This is a genomic window from Thalassotalea euphylliae (assembly GCF_042682785.1).
Classification (GTDB): domain Bacteria; phylum Pseudomonadota; class Gammaproteobacteria; order Enterobacterales; family Alteromonadaceae; genus Thalassotalea_F; species Thalassotalea_F euphylliae.
In genome coordinates, this window is record NZ_JBHUIB010000001.1 from 438,989 (window position 1) to 457,930 (window position 18,942).

An 18,942-nucleotide genomic window follows, 5' to 3' on the forward strand; every position below is an offset into this window, starting at 1 on the left:
TTTACGGCATCGTCTTCATGAAGCTTGAATAGGCATTGCGACCTTTTACCACCCAACCTGGAGCCGCTTCTCCAGTACCCGCTTGCTGAAGGCGAGGATGCCCTATCACAACTTTCGCTAATATAGGTTCTTGGCTAGGTTCAATATCCACAAACAGCACGTGTTTACCCTTTCGGAGCACCTCTTGGAAGCGCTTAAAGTGCACATTAACGCGCTGAATGCCAATGAAGCCACCTTCCCATGTGCAAAAGCCTAATATAATAATGGCTAGAAACACTATGGGTAGCCAACCCGCTGGTGACTCTGTCCACCCCAGCATGTAGGCTGCTAGTAGTGTTGCAGATGAGGCGATAACACCAACGATCGCACCAACTTCTGTGGAATGAACGACATCTTTCTTGAGAACCGATTCTACTTCGGGTAAGTCATGTTGATCTACAGCACTATCGTCTTCGCTCAACACATGGATTTGTGGCTCGGTGATGCCTTGTGCGGTGAGTTCCTGCTCAACGTCTTTTAGATCAGCTAAATCCTCACTGATAAAGTAATGTCTAAGCATATAATGCTCCTCAGGTTAAATTATCCTGTTTCGCAAAGCTCTTACACAACACACATCGTAAGTAGCATTGTAGGCAAGTACGCACTTACCTACAAAGCAAGATCAATTATAACAGAAAGGAATTGGAGATAGCTCGACTAAGCTGCTACGCATCCAACTGAGATTGAATAAGCTCTAGGGCTTCGTCAAGAATGGTTTTTACTGAAGCAGACGCTTGCTCTGGTTTTCTCGATTTAATGGTATTAAAAATATCAGCATGTTTTTGGACATCAGCACCTGGCACACCTTTGATGCGGTTAGTGTAACGAATACTCACCCTAAGCGCGGTGCTGATAAAATCATTTAACTGTGCAATGAAGCGGTTACCACTAGCCATCAAAATAGCGGTATGAAAAGCAATGTCAGCATCAAGTGGATCATCTAACCCTTTATCGGCATCAGCCATTCTTGATAACGCTTTTTCAATGTTGGCAAAATCTTCTTCTGTGCCATTTACCGCGGCCAAAGCTGCAGCCTGAGGCTCTATAGCTACACGTACTTGTGTAAATTCTTTCAACAAGGCTAATGACGGTTTAGAGTTCAAAATCCAGCCAAGTACATCAGTATCGAACATATTCCAGTTACTTTCTGGCAGTACCTGAATACCTTGCTTCGGACGGGAAGAAATTAACCCCTTTGCAGAGAGCATTTTAACGGCTTCGCGCGTAGCACTTCGGCTTACGTCAAATTCAACACACAAATCTGCTTCTGACGGTAATCCTGAACCTACAGGATAGTCACCTTTCACAATGGCCATGCCAAGATCATGTGTCAATTGGTGGGTTAAGTTATGTTTAGGATTACTTCTCATTTTTCAGCTCTTTACCTAAAATTTTGTATATTGTGTGCCGTCTTGGACAAACTATACTACAAGTTTTACCATCTCTGCGATAGCTGTTTTGTTAACAAATCTTTAACATTATCAAAAAGAAACAAGGGATTGTCTTGATTACGCAATTAAATAATATATAACATATTATTATGATTATGCTTATCGACTTTTGAACAGCAAACAATGTTTTTCGAAGACATTGTATAAAATGAAGAATCGTGTGAAAGTGCGATTAAAAATATTGCGCAGGACTTATTGGTGACATCTCTTACTCAATATCACAATCTCGCAGGTAAACGTGTCTTTATCACAGGTGGTGCAACTGGCATTGGTGCAGCCATTGTCAAAGCGTTTGTTGAACAAAAAGCACAAGTTGCTTTTGTCGATATCGATGCGAACGCGTCGTCACGCTTGGAAAAAGATCTAGAGCAGCAAGGTATACCAATTTGGCATCAAACCGTTGATGTCACTGACAATCAAGCACTACAAGCAAGTATTGTGGATGCCTCAGAGTCGTTAGGTGGCATAGACATCTTAATAAATAACGTCGCCAACGATATGCGTCACCGACCACAAGATATTTCACCAAGTGACTGGCAATATTGCATGCAAGTTAATTTAGACGCTGCATTTTTTGCCGCACAAGCCGTATTCGCGCCGATGAAAAAGCAAAAAGGCGGTGTCATTATCAACTTCAGTTCTATCAACGCCTTACTTGGCCCAAAGAATATGGTTGGCTACACGACAGCGAAGGCTGGCCTGATTGGTATGACAAAATCACTCGCTAAAGACTACGGTCGTTATAATATTCGCGTCAATGCAATTCTGCCAGGCTGGGTCGCTACCGAAAAACAATTAGCCTCTTACTTGAGTGAAAATGAAGAGAAACGCTGGATGTCTACCATGGCATTGAAGCAGCGAATTGAGCCTGCGGATGTTGCCAAGTTAGCCTTATTTTTGTCATCAGATGACAGTGCAATGATCACAGGTCAATGTGTGACGATAGACGGTGGGAAAACCTAACATGAACCAGCAATTTATTATCGCGGTTGATTGGGGAACCAGCTTGTTAAGAGCTTATTTGTGCAGGGTCAATGACTGTGAAACACTTGAGCTTCATGCTTGCGCTCACGGTAAAGGCGTTGCCAAGTTAAATGGCGCGTTTGAGAAAGAGTTATTCGATAATATCGCTCCTTGGTTAAACGCATACGGTAACCTACCTATCTTAATGGCGGGTCAAATTGGCTCAAGCATCGGCTGGAAAGAAACCAAGTACCTAGGCTGCCCAATCTCACCGTCAGCGGTTGCCTCTGCCTGTCATACCTTTATATGTCGAGAGCAACAAATTGCTATCGTTCCAGGACTGCACTGCAGTCATGACAACCAGTACCGCGATGTCATGCGTGGCGAAGAGTTACAAGTATTAGGATGGCTTGCACAAAAGCCTGAGCATATGGAAGGCGATCATTTAGTCTGCCTACCTGGGACGCATACGAAATGGGTGTTGGTCAAGAACGGAAAAGTGACGTTGTTTAAAACCGCAATGACAGGTGAACTATACGACTTACTGAGTAACGGCAGTGTACTGATTCAACAGTCAGCACAACACTTTAACGAAGCTGCCTTTATCGATGGTGCTCAATACACGCTAGGAAGCGAATTTGGTAGCTTTAGTCATGGCCTATTTAGCGTGCGCAGTAAACAGCTTTTTAATGAGTTAGAGCAGAAGCATGCAAAGGCCTATTTGTCAGGACTGTTGCTCGGTACTGATGTGCGTGCCGCTTTGAATGCAACTGAGTGGCAACTTAATAAGAACACCCTAGTTCATATTATTGGTAATCCAACGCTCGCTGATTTGTTTGCCAAAACACTTTCATTGAGAGATATAAAAAGCGTTCAATACAACGTGGAAGAGATCACGCTCAGTGGTTTTTCATCACTTTTCCAAAATCTCGCGTTACATGACGTCTATAAAGCATAGTTTTTCAGATAAATGCCGTTACCGCTAATCAAACAGTTATCTGTCCAAAACGAGCTAGGTGAAGGCATTCAATGGCATGCTTTAAGTCAAAGCCTATGGTGGACTGACATCCATAATAGTAAGCTATACAGCTATTCGCCCAGTGCTGACCAAATCAGTGTATTTCACATGCCTGATCGTGTCGGTTGCTTTGCATTCACACCAACAAAAAGCGTGCTGATTGTCGCTTTTGCCAAGGGCATCGCGCGATATCACCTTGAAACGAAAGAAATTACCTGGCTATCTAAGCCAGAACAACACAATCCCGGTAATCGTTTCAACGATGGACGTGTCGACAGAAACGGGAGTTTCTGGGCTGGCACACTAGTCGAAGACGCGAAGCAATCTATAGAAAACGCCAAGCTTTACCAACTCAACCAAGACCTGACGTACTCTCCTAGGCTTACCAACATTCAAATATCTAATGGACTATGCTTTAGCCCTAACGGTGAACTTGTCTATCATGCCGATTCACCTACCCGCTCAATATATCGCTATGAAATAACAGCTTCAGGTGACTTAACAGCTAAAACACGACTAGCAATAACGCCAGAGGGAGTTTATCCAGACGGCGCTTGTATAGATGTTAACGGTAATCTTTGGTCTGCCCAATGGGGCGGTGGCCGAGTGGTGCAATATTCTTCAACCGGTGAAATACTGAGTCAAGTAGACATACCTGTAGCACAACCATCTTGTGTGGCGATTGGTGGCCCTAATATGGATTGGTTATGTGTGACGTCGGCAAGAGAAGGATTGTCACAGAATACGCTCGAACAACAAAAAAGCGCAGGTGACGTTTTTATTTACCAATTACCTGCGCCAATAGGACTTGAAGAATCACTCTGCACGACGCTCTTATAGCTATTACGCTAATTGATATCGTGCCGGGAGTAATCTTATTTAACCGCTTCTACTTTAAAGATAAGCGAGCTTTGAGGGTCAAGGATAGGTAACTGCATACCAAACGCCATCAAAACTTCCCCTGTGTAAACTTGATCAATCGCAGTGGAAAGTACCGACGTTGAGTACTCCTTCACGTTCGACGGCCACAACAAACGTAATTTATATTTTTGTTCAGGAATTAAGCCCGCGAAAACAAATCTGTCAGGGGCATAGCGCAAGGTTTCAGAAAGAAGATTGTAGCTAAATAATGCTTCTTGTTTGTCCTTATCCACAAGGCCAAATCTTACTTCATTGCTGGGACTATCAAGCCTTACCAATTCTCCACCATGGATAATGTGTCGATTTTGTTTGTGTAGACTTATCGCTTTTTTCAGTTCAATACGCTCATGATCTGTTAGCTCTCGTGGGTCCATTTCGATCCCCATATGACCAAAAAACGCCACTGCAGCACGCATTTCAATAGACACTCGACGGCCAGTAATGTGACAGTCTCTCGGCCCTACATGCGCGCCCATGACATTAGATGGGAAGAAAATCGAGCAACCACGTTGAATCAGCAACCTATCGAGTGCGTCGTTGGAGTCTGACGTCCATACGCGATCGGTGTGCTGTAAAATACCATAATCAACGCGTGCACCACCCGACGAACAACTTTCAATATCGACCTCAGGATGGGCTTGCTTTAGTCGATCGATTAATTGGTACAGTGCCAATGTTTGTTTATGCACGGCAGGCTGTCCTAGGATATTCCCTGCGTGATTTAAATCACGATTAATATCCCATTTGATGTAACTAATGTCGGTGTATTCAGACAAGATTGCATCGATTGACTGATACAAGTATTCGGTAACGTCACGATTCGTTAAATCCAAAACAAGTTGATTACGGAATTTAATTTGCTCATTGCCCGCCGAACCCAACACCCAATCAGGGTGTGCTCGATACAAGTCACTGTCCGGATTGATCATTTCAGGCTCAAACCAAATACCAAACTCCATACCCGTTGCAAGTACTGCATCTATTAGTGGCTGCAAGCCTTGCGGATAGATTTCTTTATCAACAACCCAGTCACCTAGGCCAGCATTATCTCCACGACGCCCTTTGAACCAACCGTCATCAAGTACAAAACGTTCAGCACCAACATCTGCAGCTTGCTTGGCAAGTTCTGCTAACGTTTCAGTATCATGGTCAAAGTAAATGGCTTCCCATGTGTTGTAATGCACTGGGCGTGGCGAGTCGACAATATGCTTACGCAGAATATTATTGCGCACAAAACCATGGAAACTATTTGAGAGCTGGTTAAAACCTTGCTCAGCATAAGTAGCATAAAGAGTGGGCGACTGATAGCTCTCGTCTTTTTCAAGCGTAAGCTCTCCAGGCAGCAATAACTCAGACATTTGAACATATGCACGACCGTCAGATAATTGCTCACATAATACTTTGTGGTTTCCACTCCACCCCAGGTGAAAACCAAAGCATTCGCCTTGTTGTTCACCCGCAAATTTACTGTGTACTAGTAAGCCAGGGAAACTGTCATGAGAGGTTTTACCTTTACGATTTTCTTTGACGTAGCTGCCAAGAAAACGCGATAAGCTCTGCGTGTGAAACTCCTGTGCCCAGCGGCCTTGAAAGCCAGTAAGCTCTGTCATTTCGGCGGGTACAGGTAGTGTAGGCGCCGCACAGGATAAGACATGAACAGGTTTATCACCACGGTTGATAAGTTGCGTACTCGCTTGAAGTATATCGGTATCAGGGTCCAAACTTAGCGTATGTATCAAGCTAATCTTGCGAATATTATCGAAACTTTTGATCAACACTGAATGTTGGTTTTCTTGTTCGACATGAACAATATCACCGCAAGTAGACCATGCTTGGCCTTCATCCATAATTTCAAGGCCAGGAGAGCCAGTAAAGCCCTGACCCAACACAGGCGTTAACGAGAGGGGCGGCTCTACAACTGCCGCACATTTGGCTTCTTGTTTAGTCGCTAACATTGCCAACATTGCAGACGAATTCTGCTGGCTAAGTAATTTTCCCCAATAAAGTGCTACCGGTAAGCGGTTACGCATATCTAAAACAAAGCTACTGCGCTTGCCGCGTAAGTGAATAAAATCAGGAAAGTCGCCCATTGTGCCCTCGTGTTCTTTTTGCTATTGCCACAATTCGTTGCAAATGATGTGTATGAATAAACTTAAAATAGCTCACTTTGCGTTTGCTAAGAAAATCAATATTGAGTATTTTAAAGCCAACGAAATAAAGATAGTATATATATTATAAATAAGTAATAAAGATATTTATGCTGTAAATTAGGTATGATGTAGAACAGCATGAATGATTTATTGAAACGTGGTTGACCAGATTACTGATACGAGTATTCAACTCGTGGTAACTAAACAATTGAATCTGTTCAACTTCATCCATCATAACAATAATAAAAAATAACCTAGCCGTTGGGGAGAATTTCGTGGCATCGCAAACCATTCAACTTTTGGTCTTTTTTGGCATCACGGCATTGATAGCCTTTATGACCTACTTAAAATGTCGCGGTCATAGCCGGGCAACGGATTCAAACAAAGAATATTTCTTAGCGAGCGGTGGACTGTCATGGGTATTTGTCGCTGGCTCAATTACCTTAACTAACCTCAGTACCGACCAACTTATCGGCATGAATGGCAACCAAATGGCGTTGCTTGCATGGTGGGAGTTTGCTGCTGTAATTGGCTTGTTCATTTTAGCCAAAGTTTTCCTGCCGGTGTATTACAAAAACAACTGTACAACAACAACTGAACTGTTAGAGAAGCGCTACGGTGACAAGCATATTCGTGCGGTAATTGCCGCCCTCTTCTTGTTCGGCAATATATTTATTTTCCTTCCCAGCGTACTTTACAGTGGTTCGCTGTTTATGAAGTCATTATTTAATACAGATATCCCTCTGATTATTATCGCCTTATCGTTTGGCGTTATTGGTGCCTGTTATGCTGTATTTGGTGGTTTGAGAGCTGTTGCAGTATCAGATACGTACAGCGGCGTACTACTCATAGGGATGGGTATTCTCATTGTATACCTAGCGGTCGCTGCTATTAACTTTGATTTTTCAGGGATTCCTGCGGAACGACTGACCATGATTGGTGATGACGACTCTCCGCTACCTTGGCATATATTGCTCACAGGTATGATTTTTATCCAAATGTTTTATTGGGGAACAAATCAAACCATTACACAACGTGCGATGGCTGCGCCAACACTTGAAGAAGCGCAAAAGGGTGTCTTCGCGGCTGCGGCTATTCGCTTCTTAATTGTACCACCTATGATAGTGATCCCTGGCATCGTATCTTATAAGTTGTATGGTGACATTGGTGACGCAGCATACGGCACATTGGCTGGAGACATTTTACCAGTATGGTTATCAGGTGCATTTGCAGCTGCTATCGCTGCTGCCGTACTGACCACCTTTAACAGCATACTTAACTCTTCTGCCGCACTTTATTGTTGTGATATTCATGAAAAATACATCAACAAAGATGCTAACGTAGGAAAACTTAACGCGATTATCACAGTGGTATTTGTGACGATTGCATTGGCGCTTGTTCCTGTTTACGCAACGGCAGACAGTATTATTAACTTAGTACAAGAATTGTTTGGTTTACTTAGCATGCCAATACTGTCGACATTTATCGTCGGCCTTCTGTTCAAAGATGTGCATGCCAAAGCAGCGATTACAGCGGTTATCTTTGGTACCTTGCTTTATGCATTCTTTGTGTTTGTTTGGGCACCGTTCCACTACATTCACATGATGTGTATTACCTTATTTAGCTGTATTGGTATGGCACTGCTTATCAATCGGCTGGTGTTCAAAAAACCAATTGCGTTAGTAGCTCGTACAGCCTAACCGAACAACCAAAACCTGTCCCCCGGGGTAAGGGCGTGTGCTAGTCACCGCCCTTATCACACCAAACCTCTGCCCATATTAATCTGTTTTCTTGGTACATAAAGTCAATATTTGGCGTTTCCTGTCAATATTTCCTCTGTGGTATGGATTACATTGCAAGGTGACCGCCGTTTTCTATGAATACATTATTCATAGATGGGTGAACGTTGGCGATACTCAATCCAATAAGAGAACACTATGCATTTAATTTTGGCTGCTATTCCGTTTTTTTTATTACTTATTGCAATTGAAATTTTTTTAGATAGAAAGCGAGGTACCGGTTACTATCGCTTTAACGATGCAATAGGGTCACTCAACCTAGGAATTTTTAGTCGTATTACAGGCATAGCTAAAGCAGCGATAGGAATCTCGGTTTACTACTGGCTATATCACAATGTCGCCCTTTTCAACTTGCCCATGGATAGTTATCTCGTATGGGCATTCGCATTTATTGCCTATGACCTAGCATACTACTGGGAACACCGACTCAATCATCGTATTGCTATTATGTGGGGCTCTCATGTGGTTCACCATTCAAGTGAGGAATACAACCTGACCACTGCGCTTCGCCAAACTAGTACACCGAGCATATTCGGGTGGTTGATATATTTACCTCTCGCCTTTATTGGCGTAAGTCCTGAAATGGCTATTGCTTGCGGTTCACTCAACCTCATTTATCAATTCTGGGTACACACTCGCCATGTTGATAAGATGCCCAATTGGTATGAAGCAATTTTTGTTACCCCTAGTCATCACCGTGTTCATCACGCGCTGAATCGCGATTACATCGACAAGAACTATGCTGGTGTTTTCATCCTATGGGACAAACTATTTGGCAGCTTCAAAGCTGAGTCAGATGACATTGATATTGTTTATGGGGTAAGCGGTCAACTTAATAGTTGGAATCCTATCTGGGCCAATTGCCAGGTTTATTTCAACCTCATGCAAGATGCATGGCGAACAGGTAGCTGGAGAGATAAAGTAAAAGTCTTTTTTATGCCGCCAGGTTGGCGTCCTTCTGATGTCAACAAAACGCATCCTCGCAAATATGCAACCACAAAAACCATGGTGAAATATGAAACGCATACAAGCCGATACACCACGATTTATTTAGCTGCACAGTTTATTGTTTTTGTCGGATTAGTCTTTGTACTTCTATTACAAAGTCAGCACTGGGATCTCAACACCAACTTATTACTTTGCATCATTGCGACATTCAATCTGTGGGTCATCAGTGCTATGCAATCAAACACGGGATGGGTGAAATTTTCCGAACTAGCTAGGTTGTTAATCAATGCTATGGCGGTTATCTATCTCATACCTGCAGCTATGTTATCAATGGCTTTGGGGATCGTAGCGAGTTTCACACTGTTCTCCGCGCTGAGCTTTATACGTATCTACCAAACTGAAACAGACGCTCCAAATAAAGAAGCAGCTCCAATTGAATCGATAGGCTCTAATTAACCTAGTGACAGAAATACAGCTAACTTTGGTGGTTAGCGTTGATAAACAAGACTATGTATTAATGGGTCTTGGGTGCAACCGGAAGTCCTGTGGTGTGGTATCAAACCAACGTTTGAATGCACGCTGAAAGGCACTTTGTTCTGAATACCCTAATATAGTCGCAATATCGACAAGCTTATGATCAGTTTGTGTTAAATACGCCGCAGCCAAACGTTTGCGCACCGTATCTAGCACTTCTGTTAAACTAGTGCTTTGCTTTTGGAAGTTACGTTGTAATTGCCTCGAACTAATGCCTAAAAATGAGGCAACGTCATTGAGTTCAGGTACTCTTGTGGGGAGACTTTCGGTAATAAACTGCTGAATAATGTCTATTGACCCCGATGTCTTCAACGCTGTCAATTTCTGCTCTGCATGATGACAAAGTACATCCAGCACTTCTTGGTTATAAGCATTAAGCGGCAATTGTAAAAGCCGAGTTTTCAATCGCACCCCATTAAACTCAGCATGAAAAAATACAGGGCAACGAAAAAAAGTCTCATAGTCTGCCTTATCTGCCAACGGTGCGTGTGTGAAGTGAACACTCAATGGTTGGTCTTCACTTTGCGTAAAGATAAAAGCAAATGCGATCCATGCGGTAATTACCTGCTCAATGCTATTTGCACTAGCGTCCGGTCCAGATAACCAACGAATTGTTGCCACATCACCTTCTAATTCATGATACGCAGTGCCATTTGTGCCAAGTAAACATTGATAGCGCTTTTGATAATATAGTGCATCTGCAATGGTTGGGGATGCGGCGACGATATGACCCAATATCCCCCAAAAGCTCAATTCAAACGCTTTACCATGTAAAAAGCCAACATTACACATACCAAGCTGTTGCTCACCAAATTGCAGCAGTCGTTCATAAGCAGCACTCGCGTATGATGTTCCTTGATCATTTAACTCTTCTAACGACGTATTGACCAGCAATAGCAATTGCTGTCTATCTAGCCCTTGGCGAACAAGAAAATTAATTAAGGCTCGCACCGTGAAATGAGGTAAGCGTGTTTGCATAGGGTTAACTTTTACTATGGCTATTTATAGCGGTTTCTTCAGATAGCGGCTCATTTAATTGATGCTCAATCATTCCTTTTAACATCGCAAATTGAGCAATATAGTAAGTCACCATAACAGCATGCCCATCTAAGGAGAATCGACTAACAAATAAGCTGTAAGCCAACAGTGAGTCAGACAACACAAAACTTAGCGCACCGAACACAACCCATGTAGGCAGACGGCTAATCAGCACAAAAATCCCCATTAAAGTGATAACAGATAAATACAAGGCAACAGGTAGCGCGAGATTGTCGGTATGTGGAAGTAAAAAGTTAGCCATTAACCCAGCATAACCAATAAGTACAATAGCTGCCCCACCCGCAAGCGGATTCAGTTTTTTGCTCCGATAGCCGCTGTACAATACAGTATAAAAAACATGAGCAAGTAAAAATGCTGAAAGACCGATGACAAAAGCTGTATCTCCGGCAAAGGTTAAACTGATATCCCCAATGGCAGAAAAACCTATCGCAGCTAACATTAGGGACCTGACTTTGCCTTCAAGCGCGTTAAAAGCCCAAAGAAAGAGTAGCGCGATGGGTAACGTTTTGGGAAGAAACTGCCCCATAAATGGCGCAAAGCCAAGTATGGCAAGATAAAACAGCGCTGTTACAACAAACATAGTTGGATAATTTTTATTCATTCGCGTGTTATTCCTAAACCCGTTAATCATCCGTATCAGATTGTTACGTCATCAACTGATCAGACCTTTGCTCTTGATACGTTTATAGCATTAGCCCTAACCGAATGTCATTGATTACGCTAAAATAGTTAAAAATCAAAGAGTCAGAGATGTCAATGACACAACACATTGCCGCTATAAACCTATATGTCCATAACCAGCAACAAGCACTGGATTTTTTCTCGCAGGTGCTTTCGTTTGTTGTTACCGATGATGAAACTGCGCCAGATGGTCATCGCTGGTTAACCGTTTCAACCAACTCAGAACACGCATTAAAAGTGATTATTGCACATGCAGCAACTGAGCAGCAGAAAGCAATAGTAGGCAAACAGGCCGGTGACGGCGTATTTGCTATATTGCAAGTGGATGACTTTGACGCAAGTTACGCTAAACTCGCCAAACAAGGCGTTCGATTCTGTGAAGCACCAAGAGAAGAACCTTATGGCAAAGTCGTCATTTTTGAGGACATTGTTGGCAACAAATGGGACTTAATTGAACTTAATTAATGTCAAAAAAATAAGGTCAGGTGGTCAATATCAAAACAGGGGCATGATGCCCCTGTTTTAGTCATATGTGCAAATCACCGATACTATTGGTGCTATAACGCCTTAGTCGCAGACAACTTCACTTGTGCAATCGTCGCCACATCATCCCTTGTTGAAGATAAACGTACCAACGCGTTCAATTGAAATACAGACATAAGCATTGCGTGAATTGGCATCAAATAGCCCTTTTCACGTAATTCTGCCAACTGTTCGATAGACAGAGTATTAAATTTATCTTGGTCTATGGTGCATAAACCTTGAATGGTTTCGGTACTGCCATCTTGTTTTTGAAGCACAATATCTATTGAACGACACAAGTCCAATTCAGCCATTGCTTTTCCAAACTGATACGTTTGTATATCGTTTTGAATATCTGCTTGTAGTAGAGATGTTGCTCGTTGCAGTGCTTCATTTGCATTGCCTTTGCTATCAAAAATGGTATCGCCTGAAGTTGATGAAAACGCTGGACTTTCTGGATCGATACCCACGGTGTAACCTTGTTGTTCACCTTCGGCATTCATCAGGAAAAAGGGAAATGCCTGCATCGCCGTCGGCTTATAGTTTGCGTGCCATTGGTTATCTGCGACGAATAAGTTTGAACCTCGTTCAAAGCTAGTAACAACCGTTAAGCGCCACAACCCGCTATTACCATCTTTCATGAGAAAAACAGGGAAGCTAGTACTCGCTTGTCCTACTTCACTAACCCTTAACGGCAAAATATGATTCGATTTGGCAAACAGCAAATCAGCATTGTCTACAACCTTCAAAGCACCATGTGCTTTACTATTTAATGCATGTAATTGAGGCATATTAATCCTTGTTCTTATACTTATTTATGCTGTCATCAGCCATTTGTTAATGTATGCGCGATGCGAAGGCAGTGCTTGTAGCATTTGCTGAGTAAGCTGTTGATTACGCGCTAAATACTGCTTTGCTTGCTGATTTTCGTTGTATAAATAGCTTTGGCGGCCAAAATCAGGCTTAAAACCCATGCCATATAGTACATATTGATAACTCGCCGCAGGAAAGAGTTCTATTGCGCTGTCAAAGTCACCACTTGTTGGTCCGCGATATTGCCAAAGCGCTAGATCTTCCTTAAGTGATTCTGGAAAATGCGTTTCATCACAATGTGCTTGCCAGTATGGTTCAGGTCGTTTAGTGAGCATATAATGCAGCTTCAAAAAATCGATAATACGCTGCCAACGGTAGTCCATTTGTTCATTAAAACGTTTTGCAACAACTGACATTAACGACATATCTGCTGGTAGCTTTTCAGCAATATAACGTGAAGATAGCTCAATCAACATGATGGCCGTTGCCTCCAGTGGCTCAACAAAGCCTGCACTCATGCCTACCGCAACACAGTTCTTGTGCCAAAACTTTTCTCTGTGTCCTGGCGAAAACGACAGCTTACGACTGTCGATACCGTTAGCCACATCACCTAAGTAACGACGCAGGTTCGCTTCGGCTTCATCGTCACTGGTAAAACGACTTGAATAGACATGACCAACCCCTCTTCGGTGTGTTAGTCCAATATCCCAAATCCATCCAGCGTCTTGTCCAGTTGCAATGGTATGACTAGCAATTGGCGTGTCCTCTGATTCATAGGGCACTTGAATAGCCAGAGCGCTGTCATTGAATAAAATATCTTCTTTGCCAATAAAGCCAACGCCCATCGCTTTACCAAGCAATAGTGAAGCAGCACCAGTACAATCTACAAATAAATCTGCCGTTAGCTTGCCTGCTTTCTCCAGCGAAATGGCTTCAATACTGCCATCTGCAGCGAGAACAGGTTCAACCATGGTGTCCACAACATGTTTAACACCTAGATTATCGCGACAATGGTGCTTTAATAAGTCAGCTAACTCACCAGCATCAACATGGTAGGCATAGTTGCAAGGGCCTTGATATTCAAGCTCTGAAAGTGTGCGAGGTGCTAACCCTGCTTCACAAATATGATGTTGGAAATTGGCCTCTACTGCAAAGTTTTCGATGTCGTCAACATAGGGAGCAAGATCAAGCTTGCCGTAACCCAAAGGAACAGTAAATGGATGGTAATAAAAGTCGCCATTGCCATGTACCCAGTTCACAAATTTACCACCTTGTTTGAATGTGGCATGGCATTTACTAAAGACTTCTGCCTCACTGAGGCCAATCTGACGTAAGGTATTTTTCATTGTTGGCCAAGTACCCTCACCAACACCAACCGTAGGAATATCAGACGATTCGACTAACGTGACTTGAAGCTGTGTATCGTTGGCATTTTTATGATGAGCAGCGATAACGGCTGCGGAGAGCCAACCTGCGGTTCCGCCACCAACAATGACGATTTGTTTTACTGCGTTCAAAATACTTCCCCTAGTTTCACAACCAAAACATAGATTTGCTTACGTGTGAAAATAACATGTCGCACTTTTTTTAATGAAATAAATAGTAGCGCTTTATTTCGCTAAAAAAAATGGCCTGCTTGTTACCAATACAGGCCATGTTAATTGAGTTAACTAAACCTTGATATAGGCTTAGAACTTGCCACGAACACCAATCGCGTAGCGAGAACCATTGTCTTCAATGTTGTAGACTTGATTCGCGAAACGACCGTATTGCTCTAGCTCTTCTTCAGTAATGTTAATACCTTCAAAGAATACAGAGATGTTTTCGTTGATATCGTAGCTCGCGCTAACGTCCCACTGACCAAATGTCTTCGTGTTCACTGGCTCACCGTTGAAGCCATTGTCCACGACACGTAAGAAGCCTTCACGATTATTGAACGCAATACGTGCTTGCCAGTTATCAGCTTCATAGAAACCAATTAAGTTTTGAGAATCACCTAAACCTTCAAGTGCAAAGGCTTGAGACTGGTCATCACCTAGTTCCTGATCGCTATCAACAACCGTAGCGTTAGCAGTGAAACCGAAGCCGTTTTCGAAGATGTGCGTTAACGCAATTTCGAAACCTGTTACGGTAATCTCTTCTGCGTTTTGTGGACGTGTTACCGTATACACTTCTTGTGAACCGCTTAGCTCATCCGCATCCGTACAGTTTTCGCCTTCACAAGCGAAATCTGGCGGCGTACGGTCTGTCATAGTGTACGTCTCTTCACCCGTTCTTGTGATAATGAAGTCGTCTACTTCTTTGTGGAAGAATGCAAAGCTAAATAAGCTAGCATCGCCGTAGTACCACTCGTATGAAATATCCCAGTTTTCAGATGTGAAAGGCTTAAGACCTGGGTTACCACCTTGTGCGGTTAAGTTTTGGCGACGCGGCTCGTTGAACGTTGTTGCTGGAGATAATTGTGACAGCGTAGGACGTGTCAAAGACTCATATGCAGCAAAGCGTAAAACCATGTCATCTTGAAGCTCTAACTTAACATTTAAGCTAGGAAGAAGGTTTGAATATGAGCCACTTTCTGTGATGTCTTGCGCAGGACCAAATACGTTAGCAAATAATGTTTGGTCAGTCGTCGGTACAACATTAATAATGTCACTTTGCACCGCGTCAGCATCTACATCAGTTTCTGAGTAGCGAGCACCAAGATTAACCGTTACTGGCATATCTTCTAGCTCAAAACCGAACGTGAAATCAGCATAAATAGCCGTAATCTCTTCTTCTACCGTGTAGCGGTTGTTTTGAAGCGTAGGCTCAATTGGGAAGCCTTGATCTGCCAAGTAATCTACGTAAGCATCACCGTCATAGGTGTAGAATGTATCGATTAGGCCAGAGAAATAGTTCTCTGCTTGGAATGGACGGAAGTCAATAACATCAAGCGGTGCCGCTGTGCCATAGCCACAGAACTGACATTGGTTACCAAAAATTTGGAAACTCTTCTTCTCACGTTCTTGATGATAAATACCGAATCGCGCAGATTCAAACACGTCACTATCTGGCGTGTATTCAAAATCTGCTTTAAATTCAGTGATTTCATCTTCATCACTGAATTGATTTCCTTTCTCGTTGTAATGTAAACGAGCGAGGCTAGGATCAGGCAACGTGTCACCACCAAATCCGTCATGAGTAACCGTTGGAGTACCACCTGTACCATCAAACGCATAGCTATTGATAATACCAACAACGTTGAAACGGTCACGACCTGCACGATCATTTTCAGCAGTTGAATGTGAAATATCAAACGTAGCATCAAATGCTTCGTTAATATCCCATTCCACGTTCAAGCCAAAACCGTCATTGGTAACGTCACGAGAGTTACGAGTGTGTGATACAAAGTCAGTTGCAGGATCACCACTGCTCACTGATAAACCCACATCCTGAGTAAACGATGTCAGTGTGCCTGTTGCAGGATCGATTGTTGCAGAACCTACGCGATCAGGTTCGAACCAAGAAGCTAAATCAGTAACTTGTGATTCCACTTCGAATTTAGACACGAAACCGTCAACCGTAATAGTGACTTCATCTGTTGGCGCGTATTGGAATACTACACTTGCATTTGTTCTTGTACGCTCTTGCTCGTCAACAATTTGGTCCCAGTTACGCGGAATGTATGCATTTGTGTAAAGCACACCGTCACGACTGTTTGAAATTGTTTGACCACCACGCCAACCCGCGGTTTCAATACGGTTAATTTGAACGTCACGCTCAGAATAGCTTACGGCTAATAGTGCACCGAATCGGTCATCCGCAAACGTGTTACTGACTAAGAAAGAAGCCGCTGGCGATGTTTCTTCTGAAAGGCTTTCATATACACCTTTTACAGAGCCAACAAGTTGAAGGCCTTCATAGTCGAAAGGCTTAGCTGTTGATACGTTGATCGTACCACCAATACCACCTTCTTGAAGGTTTGACGTTGATGTTTTGTAAATTTCTGCACCAGTAATTTGGTCTGCAGCAATAACGTCAAAGTTAAATTCACGGCCTGCGCTGTCGTTCGCAATTTGACGACCGTTAACAAGTACCGTGTTGAATTGTGGACCAAAACCACGCACAGTCACTTGTTGGCCTTCACCACCACTGCGGTCAATCGACACACCGGTGATACGTTGTAAAGACTCGGCTACGTTTAAGTCTGGGAACTTACCCAAATCTTCAGCAGCAATGCCGTCTGAAACAACGTTAGACTCTTTCTTGTCTAACATTGATGACTTCAAGCTGCTTAACATACCCGTGACGGTAATGACTTCTACATCACTTTCCGCATTGTTATCTTGTGCTTGAACCGCCTGTGAGTAGCCACCTACTGCACTGGCGATAGCTACAGCAAGAGCTGTACGCTTTCCAAGTGTGAACATTTTATCTCCCCTTTTTTACTTACTTGTTGTTTTATGTTTGCCAAAATGTACCGCCTACGCACAGCATGCTGTTTCGTAATCGGCCGTCACACATTTTTCGGCTAGATACTTTGTTAATTCGTTTTTTTGTTGTTCTGTTAAACGCAAACCGAGCTTTGTTCTGCGCCAAATTATGTCGTCTACGCCTTTCGCCCACTCGTGATTCATCAAGTAGCACAGTTCTTTTTGGTACAAACCAGCACCAAAATCTTTGCCTAAGTCTTCTAGACAATTGCAATTTTCTAAAATCTTACTGGTGTAAGTGCCGTAACTGCGAACAAAGCGTTGTCGCAAAGCATGCGGTAGCCAAGGAAACTCTTCCGCTAACTTTGCAGACAACGCATCACGGGAGTGAAAGTTACCACCTGGTAGGGCCGCGGCCTTAGTCCAAGCAGGTTTCATATTCGGGAATAGAGCAGTGAGCTTATCAACAGCGGCTTCAGCTAACGTTCGGTATGTCGTAATTTTGCCGCCATAAATATTGACCAGCGGTGCGTGTTTTTTAGTAACAAGCTCAATAGTGTAATCACGTGTCACTGCTTTTGCGTCTTCTGCTTCATCCTGCAGAAGCGGCCTAATACCGGCATAAGTGTGGACGATATCGTCACGTGATATTTGTGTTTTGAAATAGCTATTGCTTATCTCAATCAAGTAATCAATTTCTTCATGTGAGATTTCTGCATCACTTGGATCGCCTGAAAAATCGACATCTGTTGTGCCCACTAGTGAAAAGTCTTGTTCAAAGGGCAATACGAAAACGATACGGTTATCTTCGTTTTGCAGAATGTAGGCATGATCATCATTATGGATTTTAGGAACCACAAAATGACTACCTTTGACTAACCTTACATGCTGACTGGGCGTAATTTTCTTGGATAAGCCTGTAATTGACTCTACCCAAGGTCCTGCGGCATTCATCAAGGTTTTACTTTTTACGAGCGTTGTTTCACCTGTATCAGTATTTTCAAGGGTCAAATGCCAAATATCATCGATAGATTCCGCGGCAACCAATTTAGTGCGCGTTAACACTGTCGCCCCATGCTCTTGCGCTGAGACCGCATTCAAAACCGTTAGGCGCGCATCATCAACCCATGCATCCGCGTATTCAAATCCTTTGACTACATGGCTTTTTAGCGGAGCATTGTTGTCAAACTTAACCGAGCGAGACTTAGGCAAGCTGATACGTTTGCTGAGGTTGTCATAAAGAAACAAGCCTGCTCGAATCATCCAAGCAGGACGTAAATGGGGTTGGTGCGGCAACCGAAACACTAGAGGAGAAATAATATGCGGAGCGTTTTTGAGCAGCACCTCACGTTCTGCCAGTGCTTTTTTGACCAAACTGAACTCATAGTATTCGAGATAGCGAAGGCCACCATGAATCAACTTACTGCTGTTAGACGATGTTGCTGACGCAAGATCATTCATCTCACACAGCATAACGTTCAGGCCCCTGCCTGCCGCATCATTAGCAATGCCGGCGCCATTGATGCCACCGCCAACTACGAAAACGTCATACACTGTGCTCAAATTTCCCATGCTTTTTATCTTTTTCCTAACGAGAGAACGATCAAAATATAATTTATATGATAAATATGG

Annotated in this window: 15 protein-coding genes; 6 read left to right on the forward strand and 9 right to left on the reverse strand. The window is 43.1% G+C overall.

Annotation, left to right across the window (positions count from 1 at the left end):
- Position 1: 1 nt before the first annotated feature.
- Positions 2 to 559 carry an NAD/FAD-utilizing enzyme gene (locus tag ACFSJY_RS02040; RefSeq protein ID WP_386030580.1) on the reverse strand — a complete coding sequence of 186 codons (558 nt, stop codon included), beginning with the start codon at positions 557 to 559 and terminating at the stop codon, positions 2 to 4.
- A gap of 145 nt (positions 560 to 704) precedes the next feature.
- Positions 705 to 1,409 (reverse strand): FadR/GntR family transcriptional regulator, encoded by a 705-nt coding sequence (locus tag ACFSJY_RS02045; protein WP_386030582.1) that lies wholly within the window; start codon positions 1,407 to 1,409, stop codon positions 705 to 707.
- Positions 1,410 to 1,688: 279 nt separating this feature from the next.
- On the opposite strand from ACFSJY_RS02045, the gene ACFSJY_RS02050 reads away from it, so the two are divergent.
- The 3 genes from ACFSJY_RS02050 to ACFSJY_RS02060 are packed head-to-tail and all read left to right on the forward strand — an operon-like array spanning position 1,689 to position 4,311.
- Positions 1,689 to 2,453 carry an SDR family NAD(P)-dependent oxidoreductase gene (locus ACFSJY_RS02050; RefSeq protein ID WP_386030584.1) on the forward strand — a complete coding sequence of 255 codons (765 nt, stop codon included), beginning with the start codon at positions 1,689 to 1,691 and terminating at the stop codon, positions 2,451 to 2,453.
- 1 nt (position 2,454) lies between these two features.
- Positions 2,455 to 3,411, forward strand: a complete 957-nt coding sequence (locus tag ACFSJY_RS02055) for a 2-dehydro-3-deoxygalactonokinase (RefSeq protein WP_386030586.1) — start codon at positions 2,455 to 2,457, stop codon at positions 3,409 to 3,411.
- 12 nt (positions 3,412 to 3,423) lie between these two features.
- A complete protein-coding gene (locus ACFSJY_RS02060; RefSeq protein ID WP_386030588.1) occupies positions 3,424 to 4,311 on the forward strand; it encodes an SMP-30/gluconolactonase/LRE family protein in 888 nt (295 codons plus the stop codon).
- Between the two features lie 35 nt (positions 4,312 to 4,346).
- Here ACFSJY_RS02060 and ACFSJY_RS02065 read toward each other — a convergent pair whose 3' ends face one another.
- A complete protein-coding gene (locus ACFSJY_RS02065; protein WP_386030590.1) occupies positions 4,347 to 6,482 on the reverse strand; it encodes an alpha-galactosidase in 2,136 nt (711 codons plus the stop codon).
- A 335-nt stretch (positions 6,483 to 6,817) separates the two neighbouring features.
- Here ACFSJY_RS02065 and ACFSJY_RS02070 point away from each other — a divergent pair, with 335 nt between their 5' ends.
- Positions 6,818 to 8,242: an SLC5 family protein gene (locus ACFSJY_RS02070; RefSeq protein ID WP_386030592.1), complete on the forward strand. Its 1,425-nt coding sequence runs from the start codon at positions 6,818 to 6,820 to the stop codon at positions 8,240 to 8,242.
- A 237-nt stretch (positions 8,243 to 8,479) separates the two neighbouring features.
- Positions 8,480 to 9,745, forward strand: a complete 1,266-nt coding sequence (locus ACFSJY_RS02075) for a sterol desaturase family protein (RefSeq protein WP_386030594.1) — start codon at positions 8,480 to 8,482, stop codon at positions 9,743 to 9,745.
- Between the two features lie 51 nt (positions 9,746 to 9,796).
- Here ACFSJY_RS02075 and ACFSJY_RS02080 read toward each other — a convergent pair whose 3' ends face one another.
- Positions 9,797 to 10,801, reverse strand: coding sequence for an AraC family transcriptional regulator (locus ACFSJY_RS02080; protein WP_386030597.1), 1,005 nt, complete (start codon positions 10,799 to 10,801; stop codon positions 9,797 to 9,799).
- 4 nt (positions 10,802 to 10,805) lie between these two features.
- Positions 10,806 to 11,483: a lysoplasmalogenase gene (locus ACFSJY_RS02085; protein ID WP_386030599.1), complete on the reverse strand. Its 678-nt coding sequence runs from the start codon at positions 11,481 to 11,483 to the stop codon at positions 10,806 to 10,808.
- A 155-nt stretch (positions 11,484 to 11,638) separates the two neighbouring features.
- Between ACFSJY_RS02085 and ACFSJY_RS02090 the strand changes: the two genes are divergently transcribed.
- Complete coding sequence (locus ACFSJY_RS02090; RefSeq protein ID WP_386030601.1) at positions 11,639 to 12,028, forward strand: VOC family protein; 390 nt, start codon at positions 11,639 to 11,641, stop codon at positions 12,026 to 12,028.
- A 92-nt stretch (positions 12,029 to 12,120) separates the two neighbouring features.
- On the opposite strand, the gene ACFSJY_RS02095 is transcribed toward ACFSJY_RS02090, so the two are convergent.
- From ACFSJY_RS02095 to glpD, 4 genes are all read right to left on the reverse strand, one after another.
- A complete protein-coding gene (locus ACFSJY_RS02095) occupies positions 12,121 to 12,876 on the reverse strand; it encodes a SapC family protein (protein ID WP_386030603.1) in 756 nt (251 codons plus the stop codon).
- 24 nt (positions 12,877 to 12,900) lie between these two features.
- Positions 12,901 to 14,418, reverse strand: coding sequence for a tryptophan halogenase family protein (locus ACFSJY_RS02100; RefSeq protein ID WP_386032203.1), 1,518 nt, complete (start codon positions 14,416 to 14,418; stop codon positions 12,901 to 12,903).
- A gap of 168 nt (positions 14,419 to 14,586) precedes the next feature.
- Positions 14,587 to 17,307 (reverse strand): TonB-dependent receptor, encoded by a 2,721-nt coding sequence (locus ACFSJY_RS02105; protein ID WP_386030605.1) that lies wholly within the window; start codon positions 17,305 to 17,307, stop codon positions 14,587 to 14,589.
- Positions 17,308 to 17,361: 54 nt separating this feature from the next.
- On the reverse strand, positions 17,362 to 18,882 hold the full coding sequence (glpD, locus tag ACFSJY_RS02110) for a glycerol-3-phosphate dehydrogenase (protein ID WP_386030607.1): 1,521 nt from the start codon (positions 18,880 to 18,882) through the stop codon (positions 17,362 to 17,364).
- Positions 18,883 to 18,942 lie beyond the last annotated feature (60 nt).

What these genes read in the sequence shown, in the direction of transcription:
- glpD (WP_386030607.1), bottom strand. Translation starts at nt 18,882, where the DNA reads ATGGGAAATTTGAGCACAGTGTATGACGTTTTCGTAGTTGGCGGTGGC.
- ACFSJY_RS02055 (WP_386030586.1), top strand. Translation starts at nt 2,455, where the DNA reads ATGAACCAGCAATTTATTATCGCGGTTGATTGGGGAACCAGCTTGTTA.
- ACFSJY_RS02045 (WP_386030582.1), bottom strand. Translation starts at nt 1,409, where the DNA reads ATGAGAAGTAATCCTAAACATAACTTAACCCACCAATTGACACATGAT.
- ACFSJY_RS02040 (WP_386030580.1), bottom strand. Translation starts at nt 559, where the DNA reads ATGCTTAGACATTACTTTATCAGTGAGGATTTAGCTGATCTAAAAGAC.
- ACFSJY_RS02075 (WP_386030594.1), top strand. Translation starts at nt 8,480, where the DNA reads ATGCATTTAATTTTGGCTGCTATTCCGTTTTTTTTATTACTTATTGCA.
- ACFSJY_RS02090 (WP_386030601.1), top strand. Translation starts at nt 11,639, where the DNA reads ATGACACAACACATTGCCGCTATAAACCTATATGTCCATAACCAGCAA.
- ACFSJY_RS02085 (WP_386030599.1), bottom strand. Translation starts at nt 11,483, where the DNA reads ATGAATAAAAATTATCCAACTATGTTTGTTGTAACAGCGCTGTTTTAT.
- ACFSJY_RS02065 (WP_386030590.1), bottom strand. Translation starts at nt 6,482, where the DNA reads ATGGGCGACTTTCCTGATTTTATTCACTTACGCGGCAAGCGCAGTAGC.
- ACFSJY_RS02095 (WP_386030603.1), bottom strand. Translation starts at nt 12,876, where the DNA reads ATGCCTCAATTACATGCATTAAATAGTAAAGCACATGGTGCTTTGAAG.
- ACFSJY_RS02060 (WP_386030588.1), top strand. Translation starts at nt 3,424, where the DNA reads ATGCCGTTACCGCTAATCAAACAGTTATCTGTCCAAAACGAGCTAGGT.
- ACFSJY_RS02105 (WP_386030605.1), bottom strand. Translation starts at nt 17,307, where the DNA reads ATGTTCACACTTGGAAAGCGTACAGCTCTTGCTGTAGCTATCGCCAGT.
- ACFSJY_RS02080 (WP_386030597.1), bottom strand. Translation starts at nt 10,801, where the DNA reads ATGCAAACACGCTTACCTCATTTCACGGTGCGAGCCTTAATTAATTTT.